This window comes from Streptomyces sp. NPDC107517 (genome assembly GCF_055582645.1).
Genome location: NZ_JBVJPM010000002.1, coordinates 442,481 through 465,952, shown reverse-complemented (window position 1 = coordinate 465,952; position 23,472 = coordinate 442,481). Strand labels below are relative to the sequence as shown.

General features: G+C 71.2%; 26 protein-coding genes and 1 riboswitch. Of the genes, 11 read left to right on the top strand and 15 right to left on the bottom strand.

What is annotated here, in order from left to right:
- Positions 1-68: 68 nt before the first annotated feature.
- Complete coding sequence (locus ACZ67T_RS05845; protein WP_469981741.1) at positions 69-413, bottom strand: avidin-fold protein; 345 nt, start codon at positions 411-413, stop codon at positions 69-71.
- Between the two features lie 60 nt (positions 414-473).
- A riboswitch (TPP riboswitch) is annotated at positions 474-585 on the top strand.
- Here ACZ67T_RS05845 and thiO point away from each other — a divergent pair.
- The 6 genes from thiO to ACZ67T_RS05815 all read left to right on the top strand — a co-directional run bounded on the left by thiO (position 583) and on the right by ACZ67T_RS05815 (position 6,358).
- The gene (thiO, locus tag ACZ67T_RS05840; protein ID WP_469981740.1) at positions 583-1,767 is read left to right on the top strand and encodes a glycine oxidase ThiO; all 1,185 of its coding nucleotides are present in this window, start codon (positions 583-585) and stop codon (positions 1,765-1,767) included. Its footprint overlaps the riboswitch before it by 3 nt.
- Positions 1,764-1,979, top strand: coding sequence for a sulfur carrier protein ThiS (gene thiS / locus ACZ67T_RS05835; protein WP_326776159.1), 216 nt, complete (start codon positions 1,764-1,766; stop codon positions 1,977-1,979). Before thiO ends, thiS begins: the two co-directional genes overlap by 4 nt.
- Positions 1,980-1,983: 4 nt before the next feature.
- The gene (locus tag ACZ67T_RS05830; RefSeq protein WP_469981739.1) at positions 1,984-2,778 is read left to right on the top strand and encodes a thiazole synthase; all 795 of its coding nucleotides are present in this window, start codon (positions 1,984-1,986) and stop codon (positions 2,776-2,778) included.
- A 94-nt stretch (positions 2,779-2,872) separates the two neighbouring features.
- Entirely contained in the window at positions 2,873-4,819 is a 1,947-nt protein-coding gene (gene pknB, locus ACZ67T_RS05825) for a Stk1 family PASTA domain-containing Ser/Thr kinase (protein WP_469981738.1), read from the top strand.
- A gap of 34 nt (positions 4,820-4,853) precedes the next feature.
- Positions 4,854-5,729, top strand: coding sequence for a deoxyribonuclease IV (locus ACZ67T_RS05820; RefSeq protein WP_469981737.1), 876 nt, complete (start codon positions 4,854-4,856; stop codon positions 5,727-5,729).
- 104 nt (positions 5,730-5,833) lie between these two features.
- Entirely contained in the window at positions 5,834-6,358 is a 525-nt protein-coding gene (locus tag ACZ67T_RS05815; protein ID WP_469981736.1) for a DUF4396 domain-containing protein, read from the top strand.
- Positions 6,359-6,402: 44 nt separating this feature from the next.
- On the opposite strand, the gene ACZ67T_RS05810 is transcribed toward ACZ67T_RS05815, so the two are convergent.
- Positions 6,403-7,035, bottom strand: coding sequence for a sulfite oxidase-like oxidoreductase (locus ACZ67T_RS05810; protein WP_469981735.1), 633 nt, complete (start codon positions 7,033-7,035; stop codon positions 6,403-6,405).
- A 164-nt stretch (positions 7,036-7,199) separates the two neighbouring features.
- On the opposite strand from ACZ67T_RS05810, the gene bfr reads away from it, so the two are divergent.
- A complete protein-coding gene (gene bfr / locus ACZ67T_RS05805; RefSeq protein WP_116502549.1) occupies positions 7,200-7,679 on the top strand; it encodes a bacterioferritin in 480 nt (159 codons plus the stop codon).
- 39 nt (positions 7,680-7,718) lie between these two features.
- On the opposite strand, the gene ACZ67T_RS05800 is transcribed toward bfr, so the two are convergent.
- The gene (locus ACZ67T_RS05800; protein WP_469981734.1) at positions 7,719-7,973 is read right to left on the bottom strand and encodes a (2Fe-2S)-binding protein; all 255 of its coding nucleotides are present in this window, start codon (positions 7,971-7,973) and stop codon (positions 7,719-7,721) included.
- A 143-nt stretch (positions 7,974-8,116) separates the two neighbouring features.
- Positions 8,117-9,469 (bottom strand): class II 3-deoxy-7-phosphoheptulonate synthase, encoded by a 1,353-nt coding sequence (locus ACZ67T_RS05795; protein ID WP_469981733.1) that lies wholly within the window; start codon positions 9,467-9,469, stop codon positions 8,117-8,119.
- A 70-nt stretch (positions 9,470-9,539) separates the two neighbouring features.
- Here ACZ67T_RS05795 and ACZ67T_RS05790 point away from each other — a divergent pair, with 70 nt between their 5' ends.
- Both ACZ67T_RS05790 and ACZ67T_RS05785 read left to right on the top strand, forming a co-directional pair.
- On the top strand, positions 9,540-9,626 hold the full coding sequence (locus ACZ67T_RS05790; RefSeq protein ID WP_469982270.1) for a trp operon leader peptide: 87 nt from the start codon (positions 9,540-9,542) through the stop codon (positions 9,624-9,626).
- A 106-nt stretch (positions 9,627-9,732) separates the two neighbouring features.
- Complete coding sequence (locus ACZ67T_RS05785; RefSeq protein WP_469981732.1) at positions 9,733-11,676, top strand: anthranilate synthase family protein; 1,944 nt, start codon at positions 9,733-9,735, stop codon at positions 11,674-11,676.
- Here the strand turns inward: ACZ67T_RS05785 and ACZ67T_RS05780 are convergent.
- The 5 genes from ACZ67T_RS05780 to ACZ67T_RS05760 form a co-directional block, all read right to left on the bottom strand.
- A complete protein-coding gene (locus ACZ67T_RS05780) occupies positions 11,619-12,623 on the bottom strand; it encodes a 2-hydroxyacid dehydrogenase (RefSeq protein ID WP_469981731.1) in 1,005 nt (334 codons plus the stop codon). The two genes, ACZ67T_RS05785 and ACZ67T_RS05780, sit on opposite strands and share 58 nt — an antisense overlap.
- A gap of 170 nt (positions 12,624-12,793) precedes the next feature.
- Complete coding sequence (locus ACZ67T_RS05775; RefSeq protein ID WP_469981730.1) at positions 12,794-13,822, bottom strand: 6-phosphofructokinase; 1,029 nt, start codon at positions 13,820-13,822, stop codon at positions 12,794-12,796.
- Between the two features lie 151 nt (positions 13,823-13,973).
- The gene (locus tag ACZ67T_RS05770) at positions 13,974-14,669 is read right to left on the bottom strand and encodes a response regulator (protein WP_469981729.1); all 696 of its coding nucleotides are present in this window, start codon (positions 14,667-14,669) and stop codon (positions 13,974-13,976) included.
- Complete coding sequence (gene macS, locus ACZ67T_RS05765; protein WP_469981728.1) at positions 14,666-15,895, bottom strand: MacS family sensor histidine kinase; 1,230 nt, start codon at positions 15,893-15,895, stop codon at positions 14,666-14,668. The genes ACZ67T_RS05770 and macS overlap by 4 nt, the downstream gene beginning before the upstream one ends.
- A gap of 57 nt (positions 15,896-15,952) precedes the next feature.
- Complete coding sequence (locus tag ACZ67T_RS05760) at positions 15,953-16,744, bottom strand: lysophospholipid acyltransferase family protein (protein WP_469982268.1); 792 nt, start codon at positions 16,742-16,744, stop codon at positions 15,953-15,955.
- A 153-nt stretch (positions 16,745-16,897) separates the two neighbouring features.
- On the opposite strand from ACZ67T_RS05760, the gene ACZ67T_RS05755 reads away from it, so the two are divergent.
- Together ACZ67T_RS05755 and ACZ67T_RS05750 are read left to right on the top strand one after the other, a co-directional pair.
- Positions 16,898-17,677 (top strand): alpha/beta hydrolase, encoded by a 780-nt coding sequence (locus ACZ67T_RS05755; RefSeq protein WP_469981727.1) that lies wholly within the window; start codon positions 16,898-16,900, stop codon positions 17,675-17,677.
- Positions 17,670-18,377, top strand: a complete 708-nt coding sequence (locus tag ACZ67T_RS05750) for a hypothetical protein (RefSeq protein WP_469981726.1) — start codon at positions 17,670-17,672, stop codon at positions 18,375-18,377. Before ACZ67T_RS05755 ends, ACZ67T_RS05750 begins: the two co-directional genes overlap by 8 nt.
- Positions 18,378-18,383: 6 nt before the next feature.
- Here the strand turns inward: ACZ67T_RS05750 and ACZ67T_RS05745 are convergent, their stop codons facing one another.
- The 6 genes from ACZ67T_RS05745 to ACZ67T_RS05720 form a co-directional block, all read right to left on the bottom strand.
- On the bottom strand, positions 18,384-19,142 hold the full coding sequence (locus tag ACZ67T_RS05745) for an endonuclease/exonuclease/phosphatase family protein (protein WP_469981725.1): 759 nt from the start codon (positions 19,140-19,142) through the stop codon (positions 18,384-18,386).
- Between the two features lie 75 nt (positions 19,143-19,217).
- A complete protein-coding gene (locus ACZ67T_RS05740; RefSeq protein WP_453773548.1) occupies positions 19,218-20,171 on the bottom strand; it encodes an ROK family glucokinase in 954 nt (317 codons plus the stop codon).
- Positions 20,172-20,224: 53 nt separating this feature from the next.
- Positions 20,225-20,719, bottom strand: a complete 495-nt coding sequence (locus ACZ67T_RS05735; RefSeq protein WP_469981724.1) for a DUF5304 domain-containing protein — start codon at positions 20,717-20,719, stop codon at positions 20,225-20,227.
- Between the two features lie 88 nt (positions 20,720-20,807).
- The gene (locus tag ACZ67T_RS05730; protein WP_469981723.1) at positions 20,808-21,974 is read right to left on the bottom strand and encodes an ArsA family ATPase; all 1,167 of its coding nucleotides are present in this window, start codon (positions 21,972-21,974) and stop codon (positions 20,808-20,810) included.
- 85 nt (positions 21,975-22,059) lie between these two features.
- Positions 22,060-22,494, bottom strand: coding sequence for an SRPBCC family protein (locus ACZ67T_RS05725; protein ID WP_469981722.1), 435 nt, complete (start codon positions 22,492-22,494; stop codon positions 22,060-22,062).
- Positions 22,495-22,574: 80 nt separating this feature from the next.
- The gene (locus tag ACZ67T_RS05720) at positions 22,575-23,336 is read right to left on the bottom strand and encodes a metallophosphoesterase family protein (protein ID WP_469981721.1); all 762 of its coding nucleotides are present in this window, start codon (positions 23,334-23,336) and stop codon (positions 22,575-22,577) included.
- Positions 23,337-23,472: the final 136 nt, after the last annotated feature.

The window sequence follows — 23,472 nt, the reverse complement described above, 5'->3', positions numbered from 1 at the left end:
CTCCGGTCCCGTGACGTCTTCCACACCGGCCGCCGGTTTGACCGCTCGGGCCGTCCGCGCTCCCGCCGTCAGGCGCCGGGGACCTCTTCGACGACGCTCGTCCCGCTGCCCGCCTGCGACTCCCACTCCCATGTCTCGTCCAGCCGCACCCGCCCGTCCGGAAGGTCCACGACGAGCGAGACGCAGTGCCCGGAGGAGGTCGTCCCGTCCGTCTTCAGCTGTACGTACCTGAAGTCGATCCGGTCGCCCTCACGGGTGCCCACGAGGTGTCCGCGCACGACGTCCCCGCCCGCGTACTCGGCCCAGATCCGGCCGTCCTCCTCGTGGTAGGCGAACCGGGTCCGGGTACCCACCTGACCTGGAGCCTGGTCGGCGACCGGGGCGAGGACGAGTCCGTCGAGCGAACGGGCCATGCGGGCGGGCTCCCTTACCGGGGGTCTTGGCGGCGGTTCGTGGGGTTAGGGTGGCCACCGTAAAGCACTCGCGGGAGCCCGGACGTACCGGGCTGAGAGGGAGGCTGACGGCCTCCGACCGTACGAACCTGATCCGGGTCATGCCGGCGAAGGGAGGGGCTGGACGCCCATGTCGCGTACTTCAGAAGGCTCCGACGTCCTGGTCGTGGGCGGCGGGATCATCGGTCTCGTCACCGCGTGGCGGACCGCTCAGCGCGGGCTGCGCACCGCGGTCGTGGACCCCGAACCGGGCGGCGGGGCCGCACAGGTGGCGGCCGGGATGCTCGCCGCCGTCACCGAACTGCACTACGGAGAGGCCGAACAGACCCTCCTCGGGCTCAACGTGGAGTCCGCGCGCCGCTATCCGGCGTTCGCGGCCGAGCTCTCCGAGGCCACCGGACTCGACCTCGGCTACCGCGCGTGCGGCACCCTCGCCGTCGCGCTCGACGCGGACGACCGCGCGCACCTTCGGGAACTGCACGCCCTCCAGCGCAAGTCGGGCCTGGAGTCGGAGTGGCTGTCGGGCCGTGAGTGCCGGCGCCTCGAACCGATGCTGGCCCCGTCCGTACGGGGCGGCCTGCGCGTCGACGGTGACCACCAGATCGACCCGAGGCGCCTCGCGAAGGCCCTTGTCGCGGCCTGCGAGCGGGCCGGGGTCCGGTTCCACCGGCAGTGGGCCGAGCGGCTGACAGTCGTCCGCGAGGGCGCGCGCGGCGTGGTCCTCGCCGACGGCACCGGGCTCGACGCGGACCGGGTCGTCCTCGCCGGAGGCAGCCTCAGCGGCCGCCTCGCCGGAGTCCCGGACGACGTGCTGCCGCCGGTACGCCCGGTGAAGGGGCAGGTCCTGCGCCTGACCGTGCCGAAGGTGTACGCGCCGTTCCTCAGCCGCACCGTGCGTGCCGTCGTGCGCGGCGGCAACCTCTATCTGGTGCCCCGGGTCAACGGCGAACTCGTCGTCGGGGCCACCAGCGAGGAGCTCGGCTGGGACACGACGGTGACCGCGGGCGGCGTCTACGAGCTGCTGCGCGACGCCCACGAGCTGGTGCCCGGCATCACGGAGCTGCCGCTCACGGAGACCCGCGCGGGCCTGCGCCCCTGCTCCCCCGACAACGCGCCGATCCTCGGCCCGACCGCCCTGCCCGGCCTGCTGCTCGCCACCGGCCACCACCGCAACGGCGTGCTGCTCACGCCGGTCACCGGCGACTCCATGGCCCACGTCCTCGCCACCGGCGAACTCCCCGACGTGGCCCGCCCCTTCACCCCGCGGCGCTTCGGCGCCGTCCCCGCACCCGTCTCTGTGGAGCAGTCCGTATGACCGTGTCCGTCACCCACGTATCCGTGAACGGCGAGGGCCGCCAGGTCGCCCCGGGCACCACGCTCGACGCCCTCGTGTCGGCACTGACCACCGCGCCGTCCGGGGTCGCCGCCGCACTCAACGAAACCGTCGTCCCGCGCGCGCAGTGGGCCGTCACCGCACTCACGGACGGGGACCGCGTCGAGGTCCTCACCGCAGTCCAGGGAGGCTGAACCCATGGCTGACGACTCCTTGGTCATCGGCGGTACGTCCTTCTCGTCCCGCCTGATCATGGGCACGGGCGGGGCGCCCAGCCTCGACGTCCTGGAACGCTCCCTCGTCGCGTCCGGCACGGAACTGACGACCGTCGCGATGCGGCGCGTGGACGCGAGCGTGCAGGGCTCCGTGCTCTCCGTCCTGGAGAAGCTGGGGATCCAGGTGCTGCCCAACACGGCGGGCTGTTTCACCGCCGGTGAGGCCGTCCTGACCGCCCGCCTCGCCCGCGAGGCGCTCGGCACCGACCTGGTCAAGCTGGAGGTCATCGCGGACGAGCGCACCCTGCTGCCCGACCCGATCGAGCTCCTGGACGCGGCCGAGATCCTCGTCGACGACGGCTTCACCGTGCTGCCGTACACGAACGACGACCCGGTGCTCGCGCGGAAGCTGGAGGACGTGGGCTGCGCCGCTGTCATGCCGCTCGGCTCCCCCATCGGCTCCGGGCTCGGTATCCGCAACCCGCACAACTTCCAGCTGATCACCGAGCACGCGCGCGTGCCGGTGATCCTGGACGCGGGCGCCGGGACCGCGTCCGACGCGGCGCTCGCGATGGAACTGGGGTGCGCCGGTGTGATGCTCGCCTCAGCCGTGACCCGCGCGCAGGAGCCGGTCCTGATGGCGGAGGGCATGCGGCATGCGGTCGAGGCCGGGCGTCTGGCGTTCCGGGCGGGCCGGATCCCCCGCAGGCACTTCGCCGAGGCCTCGTCGCCCGTGTCCGGGAAGGCCAGGCTCGACCCGGAGCGGCCCGCGTTCTGAGGGCCTTACAGCCCGGTCACAGCTCTGCTGCAGTACGGCCGTCCGTGGACGACTGCGGAGCCGGGTGTCGGCGGCGGCTCGTACACTCACCAGGGTGGACACGACCCTTCAGGACCCTCTCGTCGGGCAGGTGCTCGACGGCCGGTACCGCGTCGACGCACGCATCGCGGTCGGCGGGATGGCCACGGTCTACAGGGCCGTGGACACCCGCCTCGACCGCGTGCTCGCGCTCAAGGTGATGCACCCGGCCCTCGCCGCCGACGTCTCGTTCGTCGAGCGCTTCATCCGCGAGGCCAAGTCCGTGGCCCGGCTCTCCCACCCGAACGTGGTCGGGGTCTTCGACCAGGGCGCGGACGGCCAGTACGTCTATCTGGCGATGGAGTACGTCGCGGGCTGCACCCTGCGGGACGTCCTGAGGGACCGCGGGGCGCTGCGGCCGCGTGCCGCGCTCGACATCCTGGAGCCGGTCCTCGCCGCGCTCGGCGCCGCGCACCGCGCGGGCTTCGTGCACCGCGACATGAAGCCGGAGAACGTCCTGATAGGGGACGACGGCCGCGTGAAGGTGGCGGACTTCGGCCTCGTACGGGCCGTGGACACCGTCACGAACACCACGGGCGCCGTCCTCGGCACCGTCTCCTACCTCGCCCCCGAGCAGATCGAGTCGGGCACCGCCGACCCCCGCGTCGACGTGTACGCGTGCGGGGTGGTGCTCTACGAGATGCTCACGGGCGCCAAGCCGCACTCGGGCGACTCCCCCGCCCAGGTCCTCTACCAGCACCTGAACGAGGACGTGCCGCCCCCGTCCGCGTCCGTGCCCGGCCTGCCCGCGGAGCTCGACGAGCTCGTCGCCTCGGCGACCGCGCGCACGCCCGATCTCAGGCCGTACGACGCGGTGGCGCTGCTCGCCCGGGTGAGGGCGGCCAGGGCCGCCCTCACGGACGCACAGCTCGATGCCGTACCGCCGGCCGCACGGCCCGAGGACCTCGGGGACCGTGACATCTCCGACGACCGTACGAGTGTGATACCTCGGGCGCTGCGGACCAGGGGCGTGCAGCTCCCGCTGCCCGCCGACGACCAGGACCCGCAGGCGGAGCTCAACCGCACGAGCCGCTTCGAGACGCCTCCGCCGCCGCCCGCCTCGTCCCGGAGGCGTCGTCCGCGGCGCGGTGTGCTCGCTGCCGTCGCGGCCGTGCTGCTCGCCCTCGGCCTCGGCGCGGGCGTCTGGTACATCAACTCGGGCCAGTTCACCAAGGTCCCTCCGCTGCTCGACAAGACGCAGACACAGGCGAAGGAGCGGCTCGGCGACGCGGGCCTCGACCTCGGGCACGTCAAGCGCGCGTACAGCGACACCGTGAAGCGCGGCACCGTCATCGCCAGTGACCCCGGCGCGGGCGCCCGCATCCGGGACAACGGGGCGGTGGATCTGACGGTGTCCCTGGGCCCGGAGACCGTGCAGGTTCCCGATCTCGAGGGCACCCCCCTGGCCGGGGCCGAGCGCCGGCTGAAGGACGCGGGCCTGGAGCCCGGCATGGTCACCAGGGACTTCGACGAGGACGTCCCCAAGGGGTCGGTGATCGCCACGGACCCGGCGTCCGGCACGACCCGCAAGGCCGGTTCGGCCGTCGCGCTCAAGGTCAGCAGGGGCAGAGCGGTGGACGTCCCGGACGTGACGGGCGAGTCCGAGCAGGACGCCATCGCCGACCTTCAGGACGCGGGTCTCAGGGCCGAGATCGCCACGGAGCGGGTGAACTCGGACGAGGACAAGGGCAGCGTCGCCCTGCAGTCCCCCGTCGAGGGCAAGCGGCTCGGCGAGGGTGACACGGTCACGCTGAAGATCTCCAAGGGCCCGGTCATGGTCGAGGTCCCCGACGTCGTGGGCATGAGCGTCGACGACGCCCACCAGAAGCTCGAGGCCCGCGGCTTCGATGTCGAGAACGACCGTGGTCTGCTCGGTATTTTCGGCGACACCGTGAAGAAGCAGTCCGTGGCGGGCGGTGACAAGGCCCCGAAGGGGTCGACGATCACCATCCAGATCCGCTGACGGAGCGCCCACGCGCGCGTGCCACCCTTGACCGGTGAGCAGCACCGACACCGCATCCCGTAACCCGGTCGGCGGCCATGTCCCCGTCGCCGGCGGCCTGGCCTCCGTAGGGCTCTCGTACGCGCGCGAGCTGGACGCCGAGACCGTCCAGGTCTTCGTCGCCAACCCGCGAGGCTGGGCGACGCCTCCCGGCAACCCGAAGCAGGACGAGGAGTTCCGCGCGGCCTGTGCCGCCGAGGGGATTCCGGCGTACGTCCACGCGCCCTATCTGATCAATTTCGGCTCGCACACCGAGGCGACCGTGGAGAAGTCCGTGGAGTCGATGCGGCACTCGCTGCGCCGGGCCCGGGAGATAGGCGCGCTCGGCGTCGTCGTGCACACGGGTTCGGCGACCGGCGGCCGTGAGCGCGCCGTGGCGCTCGCGCAGGTGCGGGAGCGCCTGCTGCCGCTGCTCGACGAGCTGACCCATGACGACGACCCGTACCTCCTGCTCGAGTCGACCGCGGGCCAGGGCTCCTCGCTGTGCTCGCGGACCTGGGACTTCGGGCCGTACTTCGACGCACTGGACGCGCACCCGAAGCTGGGCGTCTGCCTGGACACGTGCCACATCTTCGCGGCGGGCCACGACCTGACCGGCCCCGACGGCATGCGGCAGACCCTGGACCTGCTCGTCGACACCGTGGGCGAGGGCCGCCTCAAGCTGATCCACGCCAACGACTCCAAGGACGTCGTCGGGGCGCACAAGGACCGCCACGAGAACATCGGCTCCGGCCACATCGGCGCTGAGCCGTTCCGCGCGCTGATGGCCCACCCGGCGACCGAGAACGTGCCGCTGATCCTCGAGACGCCCGGCGGCAAGGAGGGGCACGCGGCGGACGTGGCCCGCCTGAAGGAGCTGCGCAAGCGCTAGGAGACCGCCTCCGGGATCGTCTCGGAGATCGCTTGAGGAATACCCCCAGGGGGTATACGGTTCTTGTCGGCGACAGGAACCGCTCTCTGACGTTGGGGGAACTCATGAAGCACGAGACGCACGCCGGACACGAGCACCACACAGATCACGATCAGCACGAGCACGCCCACGCCGGTCACGGCGGCCTCGGCAGGGTCAGCTGGTCCATGGCCGCGCAGGCGACCCTTCACTGCCTCACGGGGTGCGCCATCGGCGAGGTCCTCGGCATGGTCATCGGTACGGCATTCGGCTGGGGCAACGTGCCGACGATGATTCTGGCGATCGTGCTCGCGTTCCTCTTCGGCTATGCGCTCACGCTGCGCGGCATCCTGAAGGCCGGCGTCGACTTCGGGACCGCGTTCCGGGTAGCGCTCGCCGCGGACACCCTGTCCATCGCCGTCATGGAGCTGATCGACAACGGCGTGATCGCGCTGTGGCCGGACGCGATGGACGCCCATCTGTCGGACGGCCTCTTCTGGGGCGCGCTCGCGGCCTCGCTGGCGATCGCCTTCGTGGTGACCACTCCGGTCAACAAGTGGATGATCGGCCGCGGCAAGGGCCACGCGGTGGTGCACCAGTACCACCACTGACGGGCCGTACGACCACTGACAGACCCGTACGAGCAGCGCCAGGATCAGAGCTCGGGGCCGTCCCCGGGCTCTTCCTGGTACGAGTAGCGCTGCTCCCGCCAGGGGTCGCCGACGTTGTGATAGCCGCGCTCCTCCCAGAAGCCGCGGCGGTCGGCCGTCATGTACTCGATGCCGCGGACCCACTTCGGGCCCTTCCAGGCGTACAGATGGGGCACGACGAGGCGGAGCGGGAAGCCGTGTTCGGCGGTGAGGAGTTCGCCGTCCTTGTGGGTGGCGAAGATCGTGCGTTCGGCGGCGAAGTCCTCGAGGCGGAGATTGGCGCTGAAGCCGTACTCGGCCCAGACCATCACATGGGTGACGGCGGGCGCGGGCGGTGCCAGTTCGAGAATCGTCGCGGCGGGCACCCCGCCCCACTCGGCTCCGAGCATGCTGAACTTCGTGACGCAGTGCAGATCGGCCACGACCGTGCCGTACGGCAGGGCGGAGAACTCCTCGTGGGTCCAGCAGCGCTTGTCCCCGTCGGCGGTGGCGCCGAAGACCCTGAACTCCCACCGCTCGGGGCGGAACTTGGGAACCGGGCCGTAGTGGGTGACCGGCCAGCCCCGCTGGAGACGCTGTCCCGGTGGAAGCTCCGACTGCACTGCTCCCCCAGACTCGCGACCCACCGGCTGACCCATGCCTCCATCCTGACAGACCCCGGGCAGTGGCCGTGACCAGCGAGAGCCCGGCCACCTCCGAAAGGGGCAACTCCTACTAAGCGTGCACTTACTGGACGGTTTTCGGTGCCGGTGCGAGGATGCGCGAAATCTGCCGAGTCCACGACGTGGAAGGAGCCTCTGCGATGCAGGGCGACCCCGAGGTCATCGAATTCCTCAACGAGCAGCTCACCGGCGAGCTGACGGCCATCAACCAGTACTGGCTCCACTACCGGATCCAGGACAACAACGGTTGGACCAAGCTCGCGAAGTACACCCGCGCAGAGTCCATCGACGAGATGAAGCACGCGGACCGGCTGACGGAGCGGATTCTCTTCCTCGACGCCCTGCCGAACTACCAGCGGCTCTTCCACGTACGGGTCGGGCAGACCGTCACGGAGATGTTCCAGGCCGACCGTCAGGTCGAGGTCGAGGCGATCGACCGCCTCAAGCGCGGCATCGACGTCATGCGGGCCAAGGGCGATGTGACGTCGGCGCGGATCTTCGAGGACATCCTGGAGGACGAGGAGCACCACATCGACTACCTCGACACCCAGCTGGAGCTGATCGAGAGTCTCGGTGAGGCGCTGTACCTGGCCCAGCAGATCGAGCAGCCGGACAGCTAGAGCCGGACAGCCGACGGCCGCAGACTCTCGGGCGGAGCCTCAGGCGGCGTCCGGAAGGCCCACGAGGGCGTTCGGGTCGGCCGTCAGAACGGGCCTTCCCTGTTCGACCAGCTCGCGGCGCGGGCAGCTCCCACGGCCGAGCAGCGCCTGAATGCGCCGTACGCACGAGCCGCAGTCCGTGCCGGCCTTGCAGGCCGACGCTATCTGGCGGGGGGTGCACGCACCGCCGTCCGCGTGCTTCTTGACCTGGTCCTCGGTCACACCGAAGCAGTTGCAGACGTACACGCGGTTCACCTCCCAGCGATCAGGACCGGTTTCTTTGCTCCCGCCCCAACGAACGGTGAGGCTAACCTAACCTTACCCGCCGGGTGCGGAGCACAAAAGTGCCGTGGGGCGCGGATCACTGTGATCCGCGCCCCACGGCATTTACTGCAAGATCACTGGTCGCGGTACATCTCCGCCACCAGGAACGCCAGGTCGAGAGACTGGCTGCGGTTCAGGCGCGGGTCGCAGGCCGTCTCGTAGCGCTGGTGCAGATCGTCGACGAAGATCTCGTCGCCGCCGCCCACGCACTCGGTGACGTCGTCACCGGTGAGCTCGACGTGGATGCCGCCCGGGTGGGTGCCGAGGCCCTTGTGGACCTCGAAGAAGCCCTTGACCTCGTCGAGCACGTCGTCGAAGCGGCGGGTCTTGTGGCCCGAGGCCGCCTCGTAGGTGTTGCCGTGCATCGGGTCGGTGATCCACGCGACGGTCGCGCCGGAGGCGGTGACCTTCTCGACCAGCTCCGGGAGCTTGTCGCGGACCTTGTCGGCGCCCATGCGGACGATGAAGGTCAGACGGCCGGGCTCGCGGTCCGGGTCGAGGCGCTCGATGTACTGCAGCGCGTCCTCGGCCGTCGTCGTCGGGCCGAGCTTGATGCCGATCGGGTTACGGATCTTCGAGGCGAACTCGATGTGCGCGCCGTCGAGCTGACGGGTGCGCTCACCGATCCACACCATGTGGCCCGACACGTCGTACAGGTTGCCCGTACGCGAGTCCACGCGGGTCAGCGCCGACTCGTAGTCGAGGAGCAGCGCCTCGTGGGAGGCGTAGAACTCGACCGTCTGGAACTCGGCCGGGTCGGTGCCGCAGGCACGCATGAAGTTCAGCGCGTTGTCGATCTCGCGGGCGAGCTGCTCGTAGCGCTGGCCGGACGGGGACGACTTCACGAAGTCCTGGTTCCAGGCGTGCACCTGGCGCAGGTCGGCGTAGCCGCCGGTGGTGAAGGCGCGCACCAGGTTGAGCGTGGAGGAGGACGCGTTGTACATCCGCTTCAGGCGCTCGGGGTCCGGGACGCGGGCCTTCTCGTTGAAAGCGAAGCCGTTGACCGAGTCGCCGCGGTACGTCGGCAGGGTCACGCCGTCGCGGGTCTCGGTGCTCTTGGAGCGCGGCTTGGAGTACTGCCCCGCGATACGGCCCACCTTCACGACGGGCACGGAGGCCGCGTACGTGAGGACAGCACCCATCTGGAGCAGCGTCTTGAGCTTGTTGCGGATGTGGTCGGCCGAGACGGCGTCGAAGGCCTCGGCGCAGTCGCCGCCCTGGAGGAGGAACGCCTCTCCCTTGGCGACGGCAGCCAGTCGGGCGCGCAGCTGGTCGCACTCGCCCGCGAAGACGAGCGGCGGATACGACTCGAGCTCCGCGATCACATCGCGCAGAGCCTCGGCATCGGGGTACTCGGGCTGCTGCGCCGCGGGCAGGTCTCGCCAGGTGTTGCCAGCGCTTGCGCTGGTCTTAGCGTTCACGGTCACATCCTCAACATTACGGGGTCGGGTGAGCGGTTCAGCCGACCGCTCACCCTTTGAGACGCGTCGTCCACAGATGAGCTGCCCATCGGGTAAAGTTCCGTCCATGTTCGCGCACACGACCCGTAACTGGTGGTGGACCGCTCACCCGGCGGCCCACTGACTGCGCGTACAGCGAAGCGAAGGCCGCCCCGAGGGCGGCCTTCAGTGTTTTCCGGGACCTGGCCGTTCCTCTCCGTCACCGGAGTCTGGAAGAGGAATCACCTGCCATGGACCTGTCCGAGCTGCTGCACGACGACCGACCCTTCGCCCTGCTCCGCCGCCGCGCGCCGGGCCACGACCCCGACACCGTGGAACTCCTGGTCGGCCCGGTGACCACGTACGAGCGACTCGCCGACATCCCCGAGGGCCTCGCCCTCGTGCCCTTCCGGCAGATCAGGGAGCGCGGCTTCGACGTCCGCGACGACGGCACCCCGCTCGCGGTGCTCACCCCCGAGGAGACGTACGAGCTCCCGCTGGCCGACGTCCTTGCGCAGCTCCCGGCCCATGACGTCCGCGTGTCGGACGGCGGCTTCGACGTGGACGACGCCGAGTACGCGGACATCGTGGAACGGGTCCTGCGCGAGGAGATCGGGCAGGGCGAGGGCGCCAACTTCGTGATCCGGCGGACGTACGAGGGTGAGATCCGGGGGTTCGGGCGGGCGGACGCGCTCGCGCTGTTCCGGCGGCTGCTCGCCGGGGAGCGCGGCGCGTACTGGACGTTCGTCGTGCACACCGGAGACGAGCAGGGGACCGAAGGGACTTCCCCGGACGGGCGGGGGCGGGCGACGGGCGGGCGGACGCTGGTCGGGGCGAGCCCCGAGGTGCATGTGCGGATGAGCGGCGGCACGGTCGTGATGAACCCGATCAGCGGGACCTACCGCTACCCGGCCGGAGGCCCGACGCCCGAACACCTGCTGGACTTCCTCGCCGACGGGAAGGAGATCGAGGAGCTGTCGATGGTCGTCGACGAGGAGCTCAAGATGATGTGCACCGTCGGCGACATGGGCGGGGTCGTGATCGGCCCGCGCCTGAAGGAGATGGCCCATCTCGCGCACACGGAGTACGAGTTGAGGGGCCGGTCCTCGCTGGATGTGCGCGACGTGCTGAAGGAGACGATGTTCGCGGCGACCGTCACGGGGTCGCCGGTGCAGAACGCGTGCCGGGTCATCGAGCGACACGAGGTCGGCGGGCGCGGCTACTACGCGGGGGCGCTTGCGCTGGTCGGGCGGGACGCGGGCGGGGCGCAGACCCTGGACTCGCCGATCCTGATCCGTACGGCCGACATCGACGCGGGCGGCAGGCTGCGGGTGCCGGTCGGGGCGACGCTGGTGCGCGGATCCGACCCGGCGAGCGAGGTCCAGGAGACGCACGCGAAGGCGGCCGGGGTCCTTGCCGCGCTGGGGGTGCGGCCCGGGCGGCCGCGCGGCGAGGGCGTGCGGCCCGCGCTCGCCGACGATCCGCGGGTGCAGGCGGCGCTCGACGGGCGGCGGGCGGCGCTGGCGCCGTTCTGGCTGCGGATGCAGGAGAAGGCGGCGGCTCTGGAGGGGCACGCGCTGGTGGTGGACGCCGAGGACACGTTCACGGCGATGCTGGCGCATCTGCTGCGGTCGTCGGGGCTCGCGGTCTCCGTGCGGCGCTACGACGAGCCGGGGCTGCGGGAGGCCGTGCTCGCCCACGAGGGCCCCGTCGTCCTGGGCCCCGGACCGGGCAACCCCTCCGAGGAGGCGGACCCGAAGATGCGTTTCCTGCGCGCGCTGACCGCCGAGGTGCTGCGTGATCACCGGCACGGCGTGCTCGGCGTGTGCCTCGGCCACGAGCTGATCGCCGCCGAGCTCGGCCTGGAGATCGTCCGCAAGGAGGTGCCGTACCAGGGCGCGCAGACGGACGTCGATCTGTTCGGACGGAACGAGACCGTCGGGTTCTACAACAGCTTCGTGGCGCGCTGCGACGACGACGCGGCGGTGGAGCTGGCCGCGCACGGCGTCGAGGTGAGCCGGGACGCGGCGAGCGGCGAGGTGCACGCTCTGCGCGGGCCGGGCTTCGCCGGCGTTCAGTTCCACCCGGAGTCGGTGCTGTCGCTGCGCGGGGCCGACGTCGTGCGGGAGCTGCTGGCTCAGCTCTTGGGCGCGGAGGGCACGAGGACGTTCTCGGAGCGCCGGCCCGCCCGGTAGTCGAGGACGTTGGCCACCGTGGTCTCGATGATCTGGTTCACCGCGTCCACGGTGTAGTACGCCTGGTGCGACGTGACCAGGACGTTCGGGAAGGTGACGAGGCGGGCCAGGGTGTCGTCCTCGACGACGTCGAGCGACTTGTCGAGGAAGAAGAGCCCGGCCTCGGCCTCGTACACGTCGAGGCCGACGCCCGTGAAGCGGCCCTCGCGCAGCTCGGAGACGAGCGCCTCGGTGTCGATGAGGCCGCCGCGGCTGGAGTTCACCAGGATCGCGTCGTCCTTCATGGTGCGCAGGGCGGCACTGTCGACGAGGCGCTCGGTGGCGGGGAGCAGGGGTACGTGCAGGCTGACCAGGTCGGCATCGGCGAAGAGGCGCTCCTTGTCGACGTACTTCATGCCGAGTTCGACGCAGGCGGGGTTCTCGGCGATGTCCCAGCCGAGGAGGTTCATGCCGAAGCCGTGGGCGATCCGGGTGAACGCCTCGCCGATCTTGCCGGTGCCGAGGACACCGACCGTGCGGCCGCGCAGGTCGCGGCCCATCAGCCCGTCGAGCCTGAAGTCGAAGTCGCGAGTGCGGTTGGAGGCGCGGACGACACGGCGGTTGACGGCCATCGCGAGGGTCCAGGCGAACTCGGCGACGGAGTACGGCGAGTAGTACGAGACGCGGGCGACGGTCAGGCCGAGGCGCTCGGCGACCTCCAGGTCGATGTTGTTGAAGCCCGTGGAACGCTGGGCGATCATCTGCGTGCCGCCGGCGGCGAGGGTCTGCAGGACACGGTTGTTGAGGGTGGCGTTGACGCTGGTGGAGATGATCTCGTAGCCGGCCGCGATGGGGGCCGTGTCCTCGTCGAGGAAGACGCCCACGCAGCGGACCTCGTGATGCCCCTCGAACGCCTTCTCCATGAGGGGCTTCTCGTCGGACTGCACGCCGAATGCGAGGATCTCCACGACTGCTCCCGTTTCTTCCGTATCGCGTCGTGTGTGCCTGTCATGGCGAATATACGGGCCGGGCAAACCGACGACACCCGGGAGTGGGAGGACCTCGCCCCGCCCACCCCCGGTGTCACTCCGGGTGTCACTCCGGGCGTCACTCCGGGCGTCGACCCCAGCCTCGCTCCTCAGCCGAAGAAGACCCCGACCTCCTCGTACAGCGCCGGATCGACGGTCTTCAGCCGGGCGGTCGCCTCCGCGATCGGCACCCGGACGATGTCCGTGCCGCGCAGCGCGACCATCTTCCCGAAGTCGCGGTCGCGCACGGCCTCGATGGCGTGCAGCCCGAAGCGGGTGGCGAGCCAGCGGTCGAAGGCGCTGGGGGTGCCCCCGCGCTGGATGTGGCCGAGGACCGTGGTCCTCGCCTCCTTGCCGGTGCGCCGCTCGACCTCCTTGGCCAGCCATTCGCCGACTCCGGAGAGGCGGACGTGCCCGAAGGAGTCGAGCGTCCCGTCCTTGAGGACCATCTCCCCGTCCTTGGGCATGGCGCCCTCGGCGACGACGACGATCGGGGCGTACGAGGCCTTGAAGCGGGAGGTCACCCAGGCGCAGACCTGATCGACGTCGAAGCGCTGCTCGGGGATGAGGATGACGTTGGCGCCGCCCGCGAGGCCGGAGTGGAGCGCGATCCAGCCCGCGTGGCGGCCCATGACCTCACAGACCAGGACCCGCATATGGGACTCGGCGGTGGTGTGCAGCCGGTCGATGGCCTCGGTCGCGATGCCGACGGCGGTGTCGAAGCCGAAGGTGTAGTCGGTGGCGGACAGGTCGTTGTCGATGGTCTTCGGCACGCCGACGACGGGCACGCCGTACTCGTCGGTGAGGCGCGCGGCGACGCCGAGGGTGTCCTCGCCGCCGATCGCGATGAGTGCCTCGACCTCCTCCTTGGCGAGGGTCTCCTTGATGCGGCGGATGCCGTTCTCGACCTTGAGGGGGTTGGTGCGCGAGGAGCCGAGGATGGTGCCGCCGCGGGGCAGGATGCCGCGGACGGCCGGGATGTCGAGCCTTACGGTGTCGCCTTCGACCGGCCCGCGCCAGCCGTCCCGGAAGCCTACGAAGTCATAGCCGTACTCCTGCACGCCCTTGCGGACGATGCCCCGGATGACGGCGTTGAGTCCGGGGCAGTCGCCGCCTCCGGTCAGTACTCCGACCCGCATGGAAATGTCCCTTCGCCACAGCACTGTGAGCTGACACGGGTCACGCTAATAGTGATCCATGTCACTTCGGCAGCACGTGAAGGGTGAATTCCACTCAAGAGTGCGGGAGTTGACCTTTGTGTGGTGATCCTTCAGGAGACCGCGGGGGCGCTCACGCCTCGTCGAGGCCGCGCTCGATGGCGTATCGGACCAGCTCGACGCGGTTGTGCAGCTGGAGCTTGCCCAGGGTGTTCTGCACATGGTTCTGCACGGTGCGATGCGAGATGACGAGCCGCTCGGCGATCTGCTTGTAGCTCAGACCCTTGGCGACCAGGCGCAGGACCTCGGTCTCGCGCTCGGTGAGCTGCGGGGCCTTGGGCTCGCCGGCGCCCGCGGCGGGCGCGGGCTCGGAGGCCAGGCGGCGGTACTCGCCGAGGACGAGGCCCGCGAGCCCCGGGGTGAAGACGGGGTCGCCTGCCGCCGTGCGGCGCACCGCGTCGGTCAGCTCCTCGGTGGACGCCGACTTCAGCAGATAGCCGGTGGCGCCGGACTTCACCGCCTCCAGGACATCGGCGTGTTCCCCGCTCGCCGACAGGACGAGGACGCGCAGCGCGGGGTTGGCGCCCACGAGTTCCTTGCAGACCTGGACGCCGGGCTTCTTCGGCAGGTTCAGGTCGAGTACGAGGACGTCGGGCGCGGCGGCGCCGGCCCGGCGCACCGCCTGCTCGCCGTCGCCCGCAGTGGCCACCACGTCGAAGCCCGCCTCGGCGAGGTCCCTCGCGACGGCGTCGCGCCACATCGGATGGTCGTCGACCACCATGACCCTGATCGCGCCCGCGACGGCGCCTTCCTGCTGCTGCCCGGTCATCTTCCCGATCCCGCCTTCCCCCGTGAAACCTTCGGAACTCTCAGTTCGACCTCGGTGCCCTGTCCCGGGACCGAGAGCAGCTCGGCGGTGCCGCCGATGTCCCGCAGCCGACCGCGGATGGACTGGGCGACACCGAGCCGCCCCTCCCCCTCGGCCTGCGCGAGACGCCCTTCCGGGATGCCGGGTCCGTCGTCCCGCACCGTCACGATCACCGCGTCGGGCTCGTCCTCGACGAGAATCCAGGCCCGGGCGTCCGTCCCCGCGTGCCTGCGCACATTGTCCAGGGCCGCGCCGACAGCCGCCGCGAGCTCCTTCGCCGCGACCGGCGCGAGGAACACCGGGGCGCCCGGCTCGGCGAAGCTCACCCGCGCCCCGGCGTGCGGCGCGAGCAGCAACCTCAGATCGGTGGGCGCCGAGGGGTCGGGCAGCTCGTCCGGCTCCTCCACCGCCCGTACGAGCGCGCCCTGCGAGGCGTCCTCGCAGGCGCGCGAGGCGGGCACGAGACCGCCGGCGACCAGGGTCCGCAGGGCCACCTCCTGCTCGCCGGCCATCCTGCCGAGCTCGGCGGCCTCGCCGCCCATGGCGGTGCCGCGGCGCTGCACCATGGCGAGGACCTGGAGCACTCCGTCGTGGATGTCGCGAGCGAGCCGCTCCCGCTCGCGGGTGGCCGCCTCGATCTCCAGGGCCCGGGCGAGGGTGCGCTCGGAGGCGCGGGCCACCTCGACGACGTAGCCGATGGCGATCGACGCGATGCACACGAGCAGGACGTTGTGGAGGGTGTCGCGGCTGAAGGCGCCGCGCTGCACCACGTTCGCGACGCCGACGAGCAGCGAGGCGAACGCCGCCCACCGCCAGCCGCCCTTGACCGCGTACGCGAGGACCGCGCCGGCCGTCCAGATCGACGGCAGGGTCGGACCGCCCTCCACGATCCGGCTGTGCTCGACGGCGACCGGCGTGAGCAGGATGCCGGCGAGCGCGACGATCAGGTCGGCGGTGAGGAAGCGCTTGGTGCAGCTCGCGGCGTTCGCGACGCGCGGCAGCGTGGCCAGGGTCCACACGACCAGGACCACGAAGTAGCCGATCGCCACCCAGGGGCGGTCGAACCTGTCCTGCGCCGTGACGAACAGGCCGATCGCGTACAGCATCGTCAGCAGCCGGTACGCCGTCAGCGCGCGCCACAGCGGCTGCTCGACGGACATCGTCATGACGCGTTCGCGCCTGGCCACGCACCCACCCCCCGAACCGCTGCTCCCGGATCGACCGCTCTCAGAACGACGACGCGGCTAGGAGGCCGGCCGTTCCGTACCGCCGCCCTTGTTCTCCTCGGCTGCCTTCGTGGCCCTGGCCTCCCTCTCGGCCCTGGCCTCCTTCTCGGCCTTGGCCTCGGCCTTCGCCGCGTCCGCGATCTGCCGCTTGGCGGCGGTCGCGTACATGTCGACGTACTCCTGGCCGGAGAGCTTCATGATCTCGTACATGACCTCGTCGGTCAGGGCCCGCAGCACGAACCGGTCGTGCTCCATGCCCTGGTAGCGCCCGAAGTCGAGGGGCTTGCCGATGCGGATGCCGGGACGCATCAGCTTCGGCAGGACCTTGCCGGGGGGCTGGATCTTCTCGGTGTCGATCATCGCGACCGGGATGACGGGCGCGCCGGTGGCGAGCGCCACGCGCGCGAGGCCGCCGGGCTTGCCTCGGTACAGGCGGCCGTCGGGCGAGCGGGTGCCCTCCGGGTAGATACCGAACAGCTCGCCTCGCTCCAGGACCTCGATGCCGCTCTTGATGGCGGCCTCTCCCGCGCCGCGCGAACCGGAGCGGTCCACGGGGAGCTGGCCGACGCCCTTGAAGAACGCGGCCGTGAGCTTGCCCTTCACACCGGGTGTCGTGAAGTACTCGGCCTTCGCGATGAAGGTGACCTTGCGGTCGAGCACCGCCGGCAGGAAGAAGGAGTCCGAGAAGGACAGATGGTTGCTGGCCAGGATGGCGGGACCCTCGGCGGGAATGTTCTCGAGGCCCTCCACCCAGGGCCTGAAGCCGAGCTTCAGCGGCCCTCCGATGGCCACCTTCATTGCGCCGTAGATCAACCCACTGCCTTCCCTTGTGCGTGGATCAGACCTTAACCCGCGCCGCAGGCCGGGGGCCCGACGACCCTGGTCGGTGTCAGCGCGGTCGCGTACGGTGAAGTACGCCCCGCAGTCCCGGGCGATCCCCCTCTCACGAACAGGAGACCGAAGGTGCCGGTCATTCCTGGAGCCGAGCCGTACCGCCACGAGGGCGGAGAGGTCGGCGTCCTCCTCTGTCACGGTTTCACCGGTTCCCCGCAGTCGCTGCGCCCCTGGGCGGAGTACCTCGCCGAGCGCGGCCTCACCGTCTCGCTCCCCCTGCTGCCCGGTCATGGCACGCGCTGGGAGGACATGCAGGTCACCGGCTGGCAGGACTGGTACGCGGAGGTGGACCGCGCCCTGCGCGAGCTGCGGGACCGGTGCTCCCAGGTCTTCGTCTTCGGTCTGTCGATGGGCGCCGCCCTCGCGCTGCGGCTCGCGGCCAAACACGGGGACGAGGTGGCGGGCCTGGTCCTGGTGAACCCGGGGAACAAGGTGCACGGCCTCGCCGCGCACGCCCTCCCGGTGGCCCGGCACCTCGTGCGCACGACGAAGGGCATCGCCAGCGACATCGCGAAGGAGGGCTCGACGGAGATCGGGTACGACCGGGTGCCGCTGCACGCCGCGCACTCCCTGCGGAACTTCTTCCGCATCGTCGACGGTGAACTTCCGCAGGTGACACAGCCGGTGGTGGTCCTGCACAGCACCCAGGACCATGTCGTGCCGCCCGTCGACTCGGCGCGCATCCTCAGCAGGATCTCGTCCACGGACGTCGAGGAGATCCTGCTGGAACAGAGCTACCACGTCGCGACGTTGGACCATGATGCGGACCGGATCTTCGACGAGAGCTTTGCGTTCATCGGCCGGCTCGCGCCCAGTGTCGGTAAGGAAGGGACGGCCACCGGTGGCTGAGCAGGACCGACGTGAACCCGCCGGCGACGAGAGCCGCGAGCCGGAGGACGCGTCCGCCGAGACGGCGGCGTCGGGCACGGCGCTGCCCGGTCCGGCGCAGCTCGGCAAGGAACAGCAGCCCCCCGCGGAAGCAGCGGCGGCTGCCGGGGACGCCGGCGAGCCCATGGACGAGGACGCCGTCTGGGCCGCCATCGTCGCCGGGTACGGCACGGAGCCGCCGGACCCGCCGGGCGCCAGGCCGTTCAAGCCGATCGAAGACCTGGCCCTGCCCGACCTGGACACGGACGGCTCCGAGACGAACGGTTCGGAGACGAACGACTCGGGGACGAACGACTCGGAGCCGGGCACCGGCAGGCCCGCGACGCCGCTCGGCTCCTCTGTCTCCTTCGCACCCGGCGTCGGCGGCCCCCGCGACTACGCGCCGTCCCAGCCGTCGGACAGCGACGCCGACGAAGAGGGCCACTTCGTGCCCCCGGAGCCCCCGCCGCTGCCCGAGGCGGACGTCACCGCCAAGTTCGCCTGGCTCGCCGTGATCGGCGGCCCGGTCCTGATGCTGCTGGCGGTGCTGCTCGGCTGGCAGATGACGTGGTGGCTCACGACGGTCTGCGTCGGTGGCTTCCTCGGCGGCTTCGGCACGCTCGTGATGCGTATGCAGGGCGACGATGACGACGACGATCCGGGGCGCGGCGCGGTCGTCTGACCCGCGTCAGCCCCGGGCGGCGGGAACCCTGAGGGCGGCCAGGACCGGCAGATGGTCCGTGGCCGCCCTCAGGTCGTCCTCGCGCACCCCCGGCATGCCCACCGGGACCCCGCAGCCGAGGACCTCGACGCCCTGTGTCGCGAGGATCGCGTCGATGCGCTGATGCGGGTCGGACGGCGTCGAGGTGTACTCCCCGAGCCACGGCTTTGTGGCCCAGCCGTCCTGCAGAGCCCCGGCAAGACGACGGAACGTGCGGCCACCGGGGCGTTCGTTCAGGTCACCGCCCGCGACGGCGTGCTCGACACCGAGCGCCGCGAGCCGGTCGAGGAGCATCCCGCCCTGCGCGTACCGCTCGTCCTTCTGCAGGCTCAGATGGCAGCTCAGTACGCCGATCCTGGCGCCGCCGAAGCGGACTACGGCGGTCGCGAAGCCGCGCCGGTGCAGACCGGGGGTGAGGGGCAGCAGGACGTCCTCGGTGCGTTCGACGGTGGCGCGCAGCGAGCAGAGCAGCGCCGGGCCGGCCGCACTCGCGCCGCCCGAGAGGATCACCAGGTCCGCGGCGGCCGCGAGCCGGGCGAGCTTCTTGCGCCAGCGGAAGAAGCGGGGCGCCTCCTGGATCAGGACCAGGTCGGGGGCGCAGGCCGCGATGACCCGGGCGAGCGCGGCGGTGTCGTCGCGCATCGAGCGGATGTTGTAGCTGAGCACCCGGACGACGGCCGAACCGTCGGGTTCGGTGCGGGAGTTGGGGAGTGATCCGGTGACCATGACGATCAAGATACGACGAACGCCCGCCGTTTCTCCGGGAAAACGGCGGGCGTCCGGTGGCTGAAGCAGCCGGTGTCACATGATCGGGTCGGGCTCCCGCGCCAGGTCCGCCGCCCCGACCATGCCCGCCTTGTTGCCGAGCTGGGCCGCGATGACGTCCGCCACGGGGCGCCAGTTGCCGCCGACCAGCCAGCGCTTGTAGGACTTGCGGATCGGGTCGAGGACGAGCTCGCCCTCGTCCGAGAGTCCACCGCCGACGATGAACGCGGACGGGTCGAACAGCGAGGCCAGGTCGGCGAGGCCCGCGCCGGCCCAGCGGGCAAGCTCGCGGTACGAGTCGACGGCCACGGCGTCACCCTGGCGGGCGGCCATGGAGATGTGCTTGCCCTCGATGCCGTCCGGGGTTCCGTCGCCCAGGGAGAGCAGGAACTCCGCGTGCTCCGGGGTCGCGTTGGCGCGCTGCTTGGCGTAGCGGACGAGCGCGCGGCCGGAGGCGTACTGCTCCCAGCAGCCCTGGCTGCCGCAGCCGCACAGCAGACCGTCCGGGACCATCCGGATGTGGCCGAACTCGGCGGCCACGCCGAAGTGGCCGCGGCGCAGCTTGTTGCCGATGATGATGCCGCCGCCGAGGCCGGTGCCGAGCGTGATGCAGATGACGTTCCGGTGGCCCTTGCCGGCGCCGAACTTGTATTCACCCCAGGCCGCCGCGTTCGCGTCGTTCTCGACGACGACCGGCAGGCCGACCCGCTTCTCGACCTCTTCCTTTAGCGGCTCCTGGCGCCAGTCGATGTTGGGCGCGAAGTAGACCGTGGAGCGCTGGCGGTTGACGTAGCCGGCGGCGCCGATGCCCACGCCGACGATCTCGTGTCCTGCCCGTGCGCCCTCGACGGCCGAGGCGATCGCGTCAACGATGGCCTCGGACGTGCTGGGAGTCGGCACCTTGAACGTCGAGAGGATGTTGCCTTCCTCGTCGACCACGCCGGCCGCGATCTTTGTGCCGCCGATGTCGACGCCGATGGTGAGTCCCATGAATCCCTCAGTTCGGTCGAGCCCCGCTACGGCCCACCGTACCCGAGCGGCTCTCAGTCGAGGTCGATGTGTTCACCTTTTGAAGGCCCCTCGGGGCCCTCGTCACGGGGGTCCGTGCCGTCCCCGGCGGCCCGTCCGGCCTGCGTGCCCGACGAGCCCGATGAGCGCTGGGTCCAGCGCTGCTCCTGGCGCTCCACGGCGGAGCGGTAGGCGGCGAGCAGTTCGTTGCCGGCGGCGGCGAGGTGGTCGAAGACCTCGGGGTTGCGTTCGACGACCGGCTCGACGGCCGCCTTCGCCTGCTTGACGACCTCGTTGACGACCTGCTGCGCGGTGCCCTGGGCGACCGCTCCGAGAAGGGGCGTCTGGAGTCCCGACAGCTTCTCGGCGACGGCGTCGACGAGCTTGCGCAGCTCCTCGGCGGCCGAGCCGGGCGGGGGCCCGTGCTGGGCACGGCGGCGGGCCTTCTCCTCAGCGAGGTCCTCGGCGCACGCCTTCTCCCAGGCGTCGGCGTCGGCGTCGGGTGCGGGCTGCTCGGTGGCGTCGCTCATGACGGCTGACTCCTGCGAGAACGTATGCGAGTGGGTGCGTACCAGGTGGGTGCGTACCTTCGACGTTACCCGAACGGCGGTAGTCGGTTCACCGTCCCCGCGGCCACAGGCCGGGGTCGGGAGTGAACCGGATGCGCAGGACGCCGTCGCGCAGGCCGGCGCCGGCGACGGTGCAGCGGCGCAGCGCCGACGGCAGGGTGACGATGCGGCGGAGCGGTCCGGCGGTGACGACGAGTTCGTCGCCGCGCCGCACCAGACCGAGGTCCTCCCGGACGGCGCCGGGCAGCGGCAGGTGCCACACGAGGACGCCCTCGTCGGCGATGCGGTCCTCGACGGGCCAGGCGATGGCGGGCGGCGCGGGCGGGACCGGCGGGGCGCCGAGCGCTGCCAGGTCGTCGGCGCCGCGCGGGTCACGGCCCAGATGCGGCAGCTCATGCACGTCGTACGTGCCCTGCCAGGCGGCGACGACCTTGCGCTGGCGGGCGGCCGCGTCGGTGAGCCACGGGTCGGTGGAGCCGTCGGGGAGCAGGCGGGAGGCGAGCAGCGCGTCGGCGCGCAGGCCGTGCAGGGCGAGGCCGGTGGTCGTGGTGATCAGGGCGTCGGCCGCGGCGGGCGTGGGCTCGGCGACGAGGCGCACGGTCGTGTGCGGGTCCTCGATCACGGCCTGGACGGCGGCGAGCGCGGTGTCCCAGCGGTCCGCCGTCTCGTACAGCCACTCCGCGGGCATGGGGACGCCGGCGAGGCGGCCGAGGAGGGGGCGCAGGGCGCGGGCGGCCTGCCGTTCCGGGGGGAGCAGCCGGCGCAGATAGCGGCGCAGCTGTTCCGGCAGGGCGAGCAGGGCGAGGGCCTGCGGCGCCGGGGGGAGGTCGACGACGACGAGGTCGTAGGGACCGTGGGCGCTGTCGCGCAGTGCGCGGAGCAGGGCGAGTTCGTGGCTGCCGGGCAGCGGGGTGAGCTCCTCGGCGTCGAGCCGGGTGGCCCCCAGGAGGTCGAGGGCGGACGCGGCCTTTTCCTGGAGGCCGGCGAGGTCCTCGCGGAAGCGGTCCGCCGGGGCGAGACGTATCGCGGTGAGACCGGGTTCGACGGAGGTCGGCGCCGCGCCCGTGGGGGTCGCGAGGGCGGCGCCGAGGGTGTCCGTGGGGTCCGCCGAGAGCACGAGAGTGCGGGCTCCGCGGCGCGCGGCGGTCAGGGCCGTGGCCGCGGCGGCGGTGGTCCGGCCGGAGCCGCCGGGGCCGGTTACCAGAACGGTGCGCATGGAGTGTGAGGCTACCTGGGGCGCAGGTCACCCCCGGCAGGCCGCCGGACAAAGACGGCGGGCCGCCGGACGCGAGTGCTGGAGGCTACTTCGTCTCCACGCGCTTCTTCAGGCCTGCGAGGGCGCGGTCGATGATGACCTTCTCGGCCTTGCGCTTGATCATGCCGAGCATGGGGATCTTGACGTCGACCGTGAGGCGGTAGGTGACCTCGGTGCCCGTGCCGGCCGGCTTGAGGAGGTACGTGCCGTCGAGGGAGCGCAACATCTGGGACTTGACCAGGGTCCAGGAGACCTCGTTGTCCCCGGTCCAGGTGTAGGCCAGGGTCTGGTCGTCCTTGATCGCTCCGGCGTCCATGACGAGTCGCACCTGCTCGGCGCGGCCCGCGCCGTCCTCGGCGAGGACCTCGGCCTCCTTCACCTCTCCCGTCCAGTCGGGGTAGCGGGCGAAGTCGGCGATCACCCCCATGACATCGGCCGGTGCCGCCTCGATCGTGATGCTCGAGCTGGTGTGTTCCGCCATCGCGGTGGCTCCTCCAGATGCGGTCCGCTGAGGGGTGGTGTGTATCGCGTGAAGGCTACCGCGCACCGGCGGCGGCCCGGTCACCACTCCAGGGCCCAGGGCCTGCCCGAACCGGCGAAGTGGCCGACATTGACGCACTCCGTCGCCCCGATCCGCATACGGCGGGTGAGCGGCTGGTGAACATGGCCGAACAGGGAGTACCGGGGGCGGGTGCGCCGGATCGCCTCCAGGAGGGCGCGGCTGCCGCGCTCGAAGCGGCGGGCGACGGTGTCGTAGACGAGTTCGGGGACGTCCGGCGGGATGTGGGTGCACAGCACGTCGACCTCCCCGACGGCGTCGAGCTTGGCGGCGTACTCCTCGTCGCTGATCTCGTACGGGGTGCGCATGGCGCTGCGCAGTCCGCCGCCGACGAAGCCGAAGACGAGCCCGCCGATCTCGACGCGCTCGCCGTCGAGGACGGTCGTGCCTGGTCCGGCGTACTCGGACCACAGGTGCGGGATGTCGACGTTGCCGTAGGTGGCGTACGTCGGCGTGGGGAACGCCGCGAAGAGCTCGGCGTACTGCCTGCGGACCGCCGTCTCGATGGCGGTCCCGCGATCGATCCCGGCCCAGAGCCCGGCTCCGAACACGCGTGCCTCCTCGAAGCGGCGGGCGGTGCGCAGCTCGACGATGCGGTGCGCGTTCTCCACACCGAACAGATCGGGGAAGATGCCGCGCGCATGATCTGCGTAGTCGAGGAAGAGCACCAGGTCACCGAGGCAGACGAGAGCGTCCGCCCCGTCTCCCGCCCGGGCGAGGTCTGTGGAGTTTCCGTGCACATCGCTGACCACATGTACGCGCATGCGATCACCCTAGAACTGTGTGGGAATCGTGGGTAGAGGGGGCCGGACCTGCGGTTACTTCCTATTGGCCGATTTCGTGGACTAGGGTCGGCGGAGCAGTTACACGGCGTGTGACGCAGCGAACATCTGGCCAGGA

Coding starts and splice junctions, on each gene's coding strand:
- ACZ67T_RS05845 (WP_469981741.1), bottom strand. CDS start 413: ATGGCCCGTTCGCTCGACGGACTCGTCCTCGCCCCGGTCGCCGACCAG.
- thiO (WP_469981740.1), top strand. CDS start 583: ATGTCGCGTACTTCAGAAGGCTCCGACGTCCTGGTCGTGGGCGGCGGG.
- thiS (WP_326776159.1), top strand. CDS start 1,764: ATGACCGTGTCCGTCACCCACGTATCCGTGAACGGCGAGGGCCGCCAG.
- ACZ67T_RS05830 (WP_469981739.1), top strand. CDS start 1,984: ATGGCTGACGACTCCTTGGTCATCGGCGGTACGTCCTTCTCGTCCCGC.
- ACZ67T_RS05815 (WP_469981736.1), top strand. CDS start 5,834: ATGAAGCACGAGACGCACGCCGGACACGAGCACCACACAGATCACGAT.
- ACZ67T_RS05810 (WP_469981735.1), bottom strand. CDS start 7,035: ATGGGTCAGCCGGTGGGTCGCGAGTCTGGGGGAGCAGTGCAGTCGGAG.
- bfr (WP_116502549.1), top strand. CDS start 7,200: ATGCAGGGCGACCCCGAGGTCATCGAATTCCTCAACGAGCAGCTCACC.
- ACZ67T_RS05790 (WP_469982270.1), top strand. CDS start 9,540: ATGAGCTGCCCATCGGGTAAAGTTCCGTCCATGTTCGCGCACACGACC.
- ACZ67T_RS05785 (WP_469981732.1), top strand. CDS start 9,733: ATGGACCTGTCCGAGCTGCTGCACGACGACCGACCCTTCGCCCTGCTC.
- ACZ67T_RS05775 (WP_469981730.1), bottom strand. CDS start 13,822: ATGCGGGTCGGAGTACTGACCGGAGGCGGCGACTGCCCCGGACTCAAC.
- ACZ67T_RS05770 (WP_469981729.1), bottom strand. CDS start 14,669: ATGACCGGGCAGCAGCAGGAAGGCGCCGTCGCGGGCGCGATCAGGGTC.
- ACZ67T_RS05745 (WP_469981725.1), bottom strand. CDS start 19,142: ATGGTCACCGGATCACTCCCCAACTCCCGCACCGAACCCGACGGTTCG.
- ACZ67T_RS05740 (WP_453773548.1), bottom strand. CDS start 20,171: ATGGGACTCACCATCGGCGTCGACATCGGCGGCACAAAGATCGCGGCC.
- ACZ67T_RS05735 (WP_469981724.1), bottom strand. CDS start 20,719: ATGAGCGACGCCACCGAGCAGCCCGCACCCGACGCCGACGCCGACGCC.
- ACZ67T_RS05730 (WP_469981723.1), bottom strand. CDS start 21,974: ATGCGCACCGTTCTGGTAACCGGCCCCGGCGGCTCCGGCCGGACCACC.
- ACZ67T_RS05725 (WP_469981722.1), bottom strand. CDS start 22,494: ATGGCGGAACACACCAGCTCGAGCATCACGATCGAGGCGGCACCGGCC.
- ACZ67T_RS05720 (WP_469981721.1), bottom strand. CDS start 23,336: ATGCGCGTACATGTGGTCAGCGATGTGCACGGAAACTCCACAGACCTC.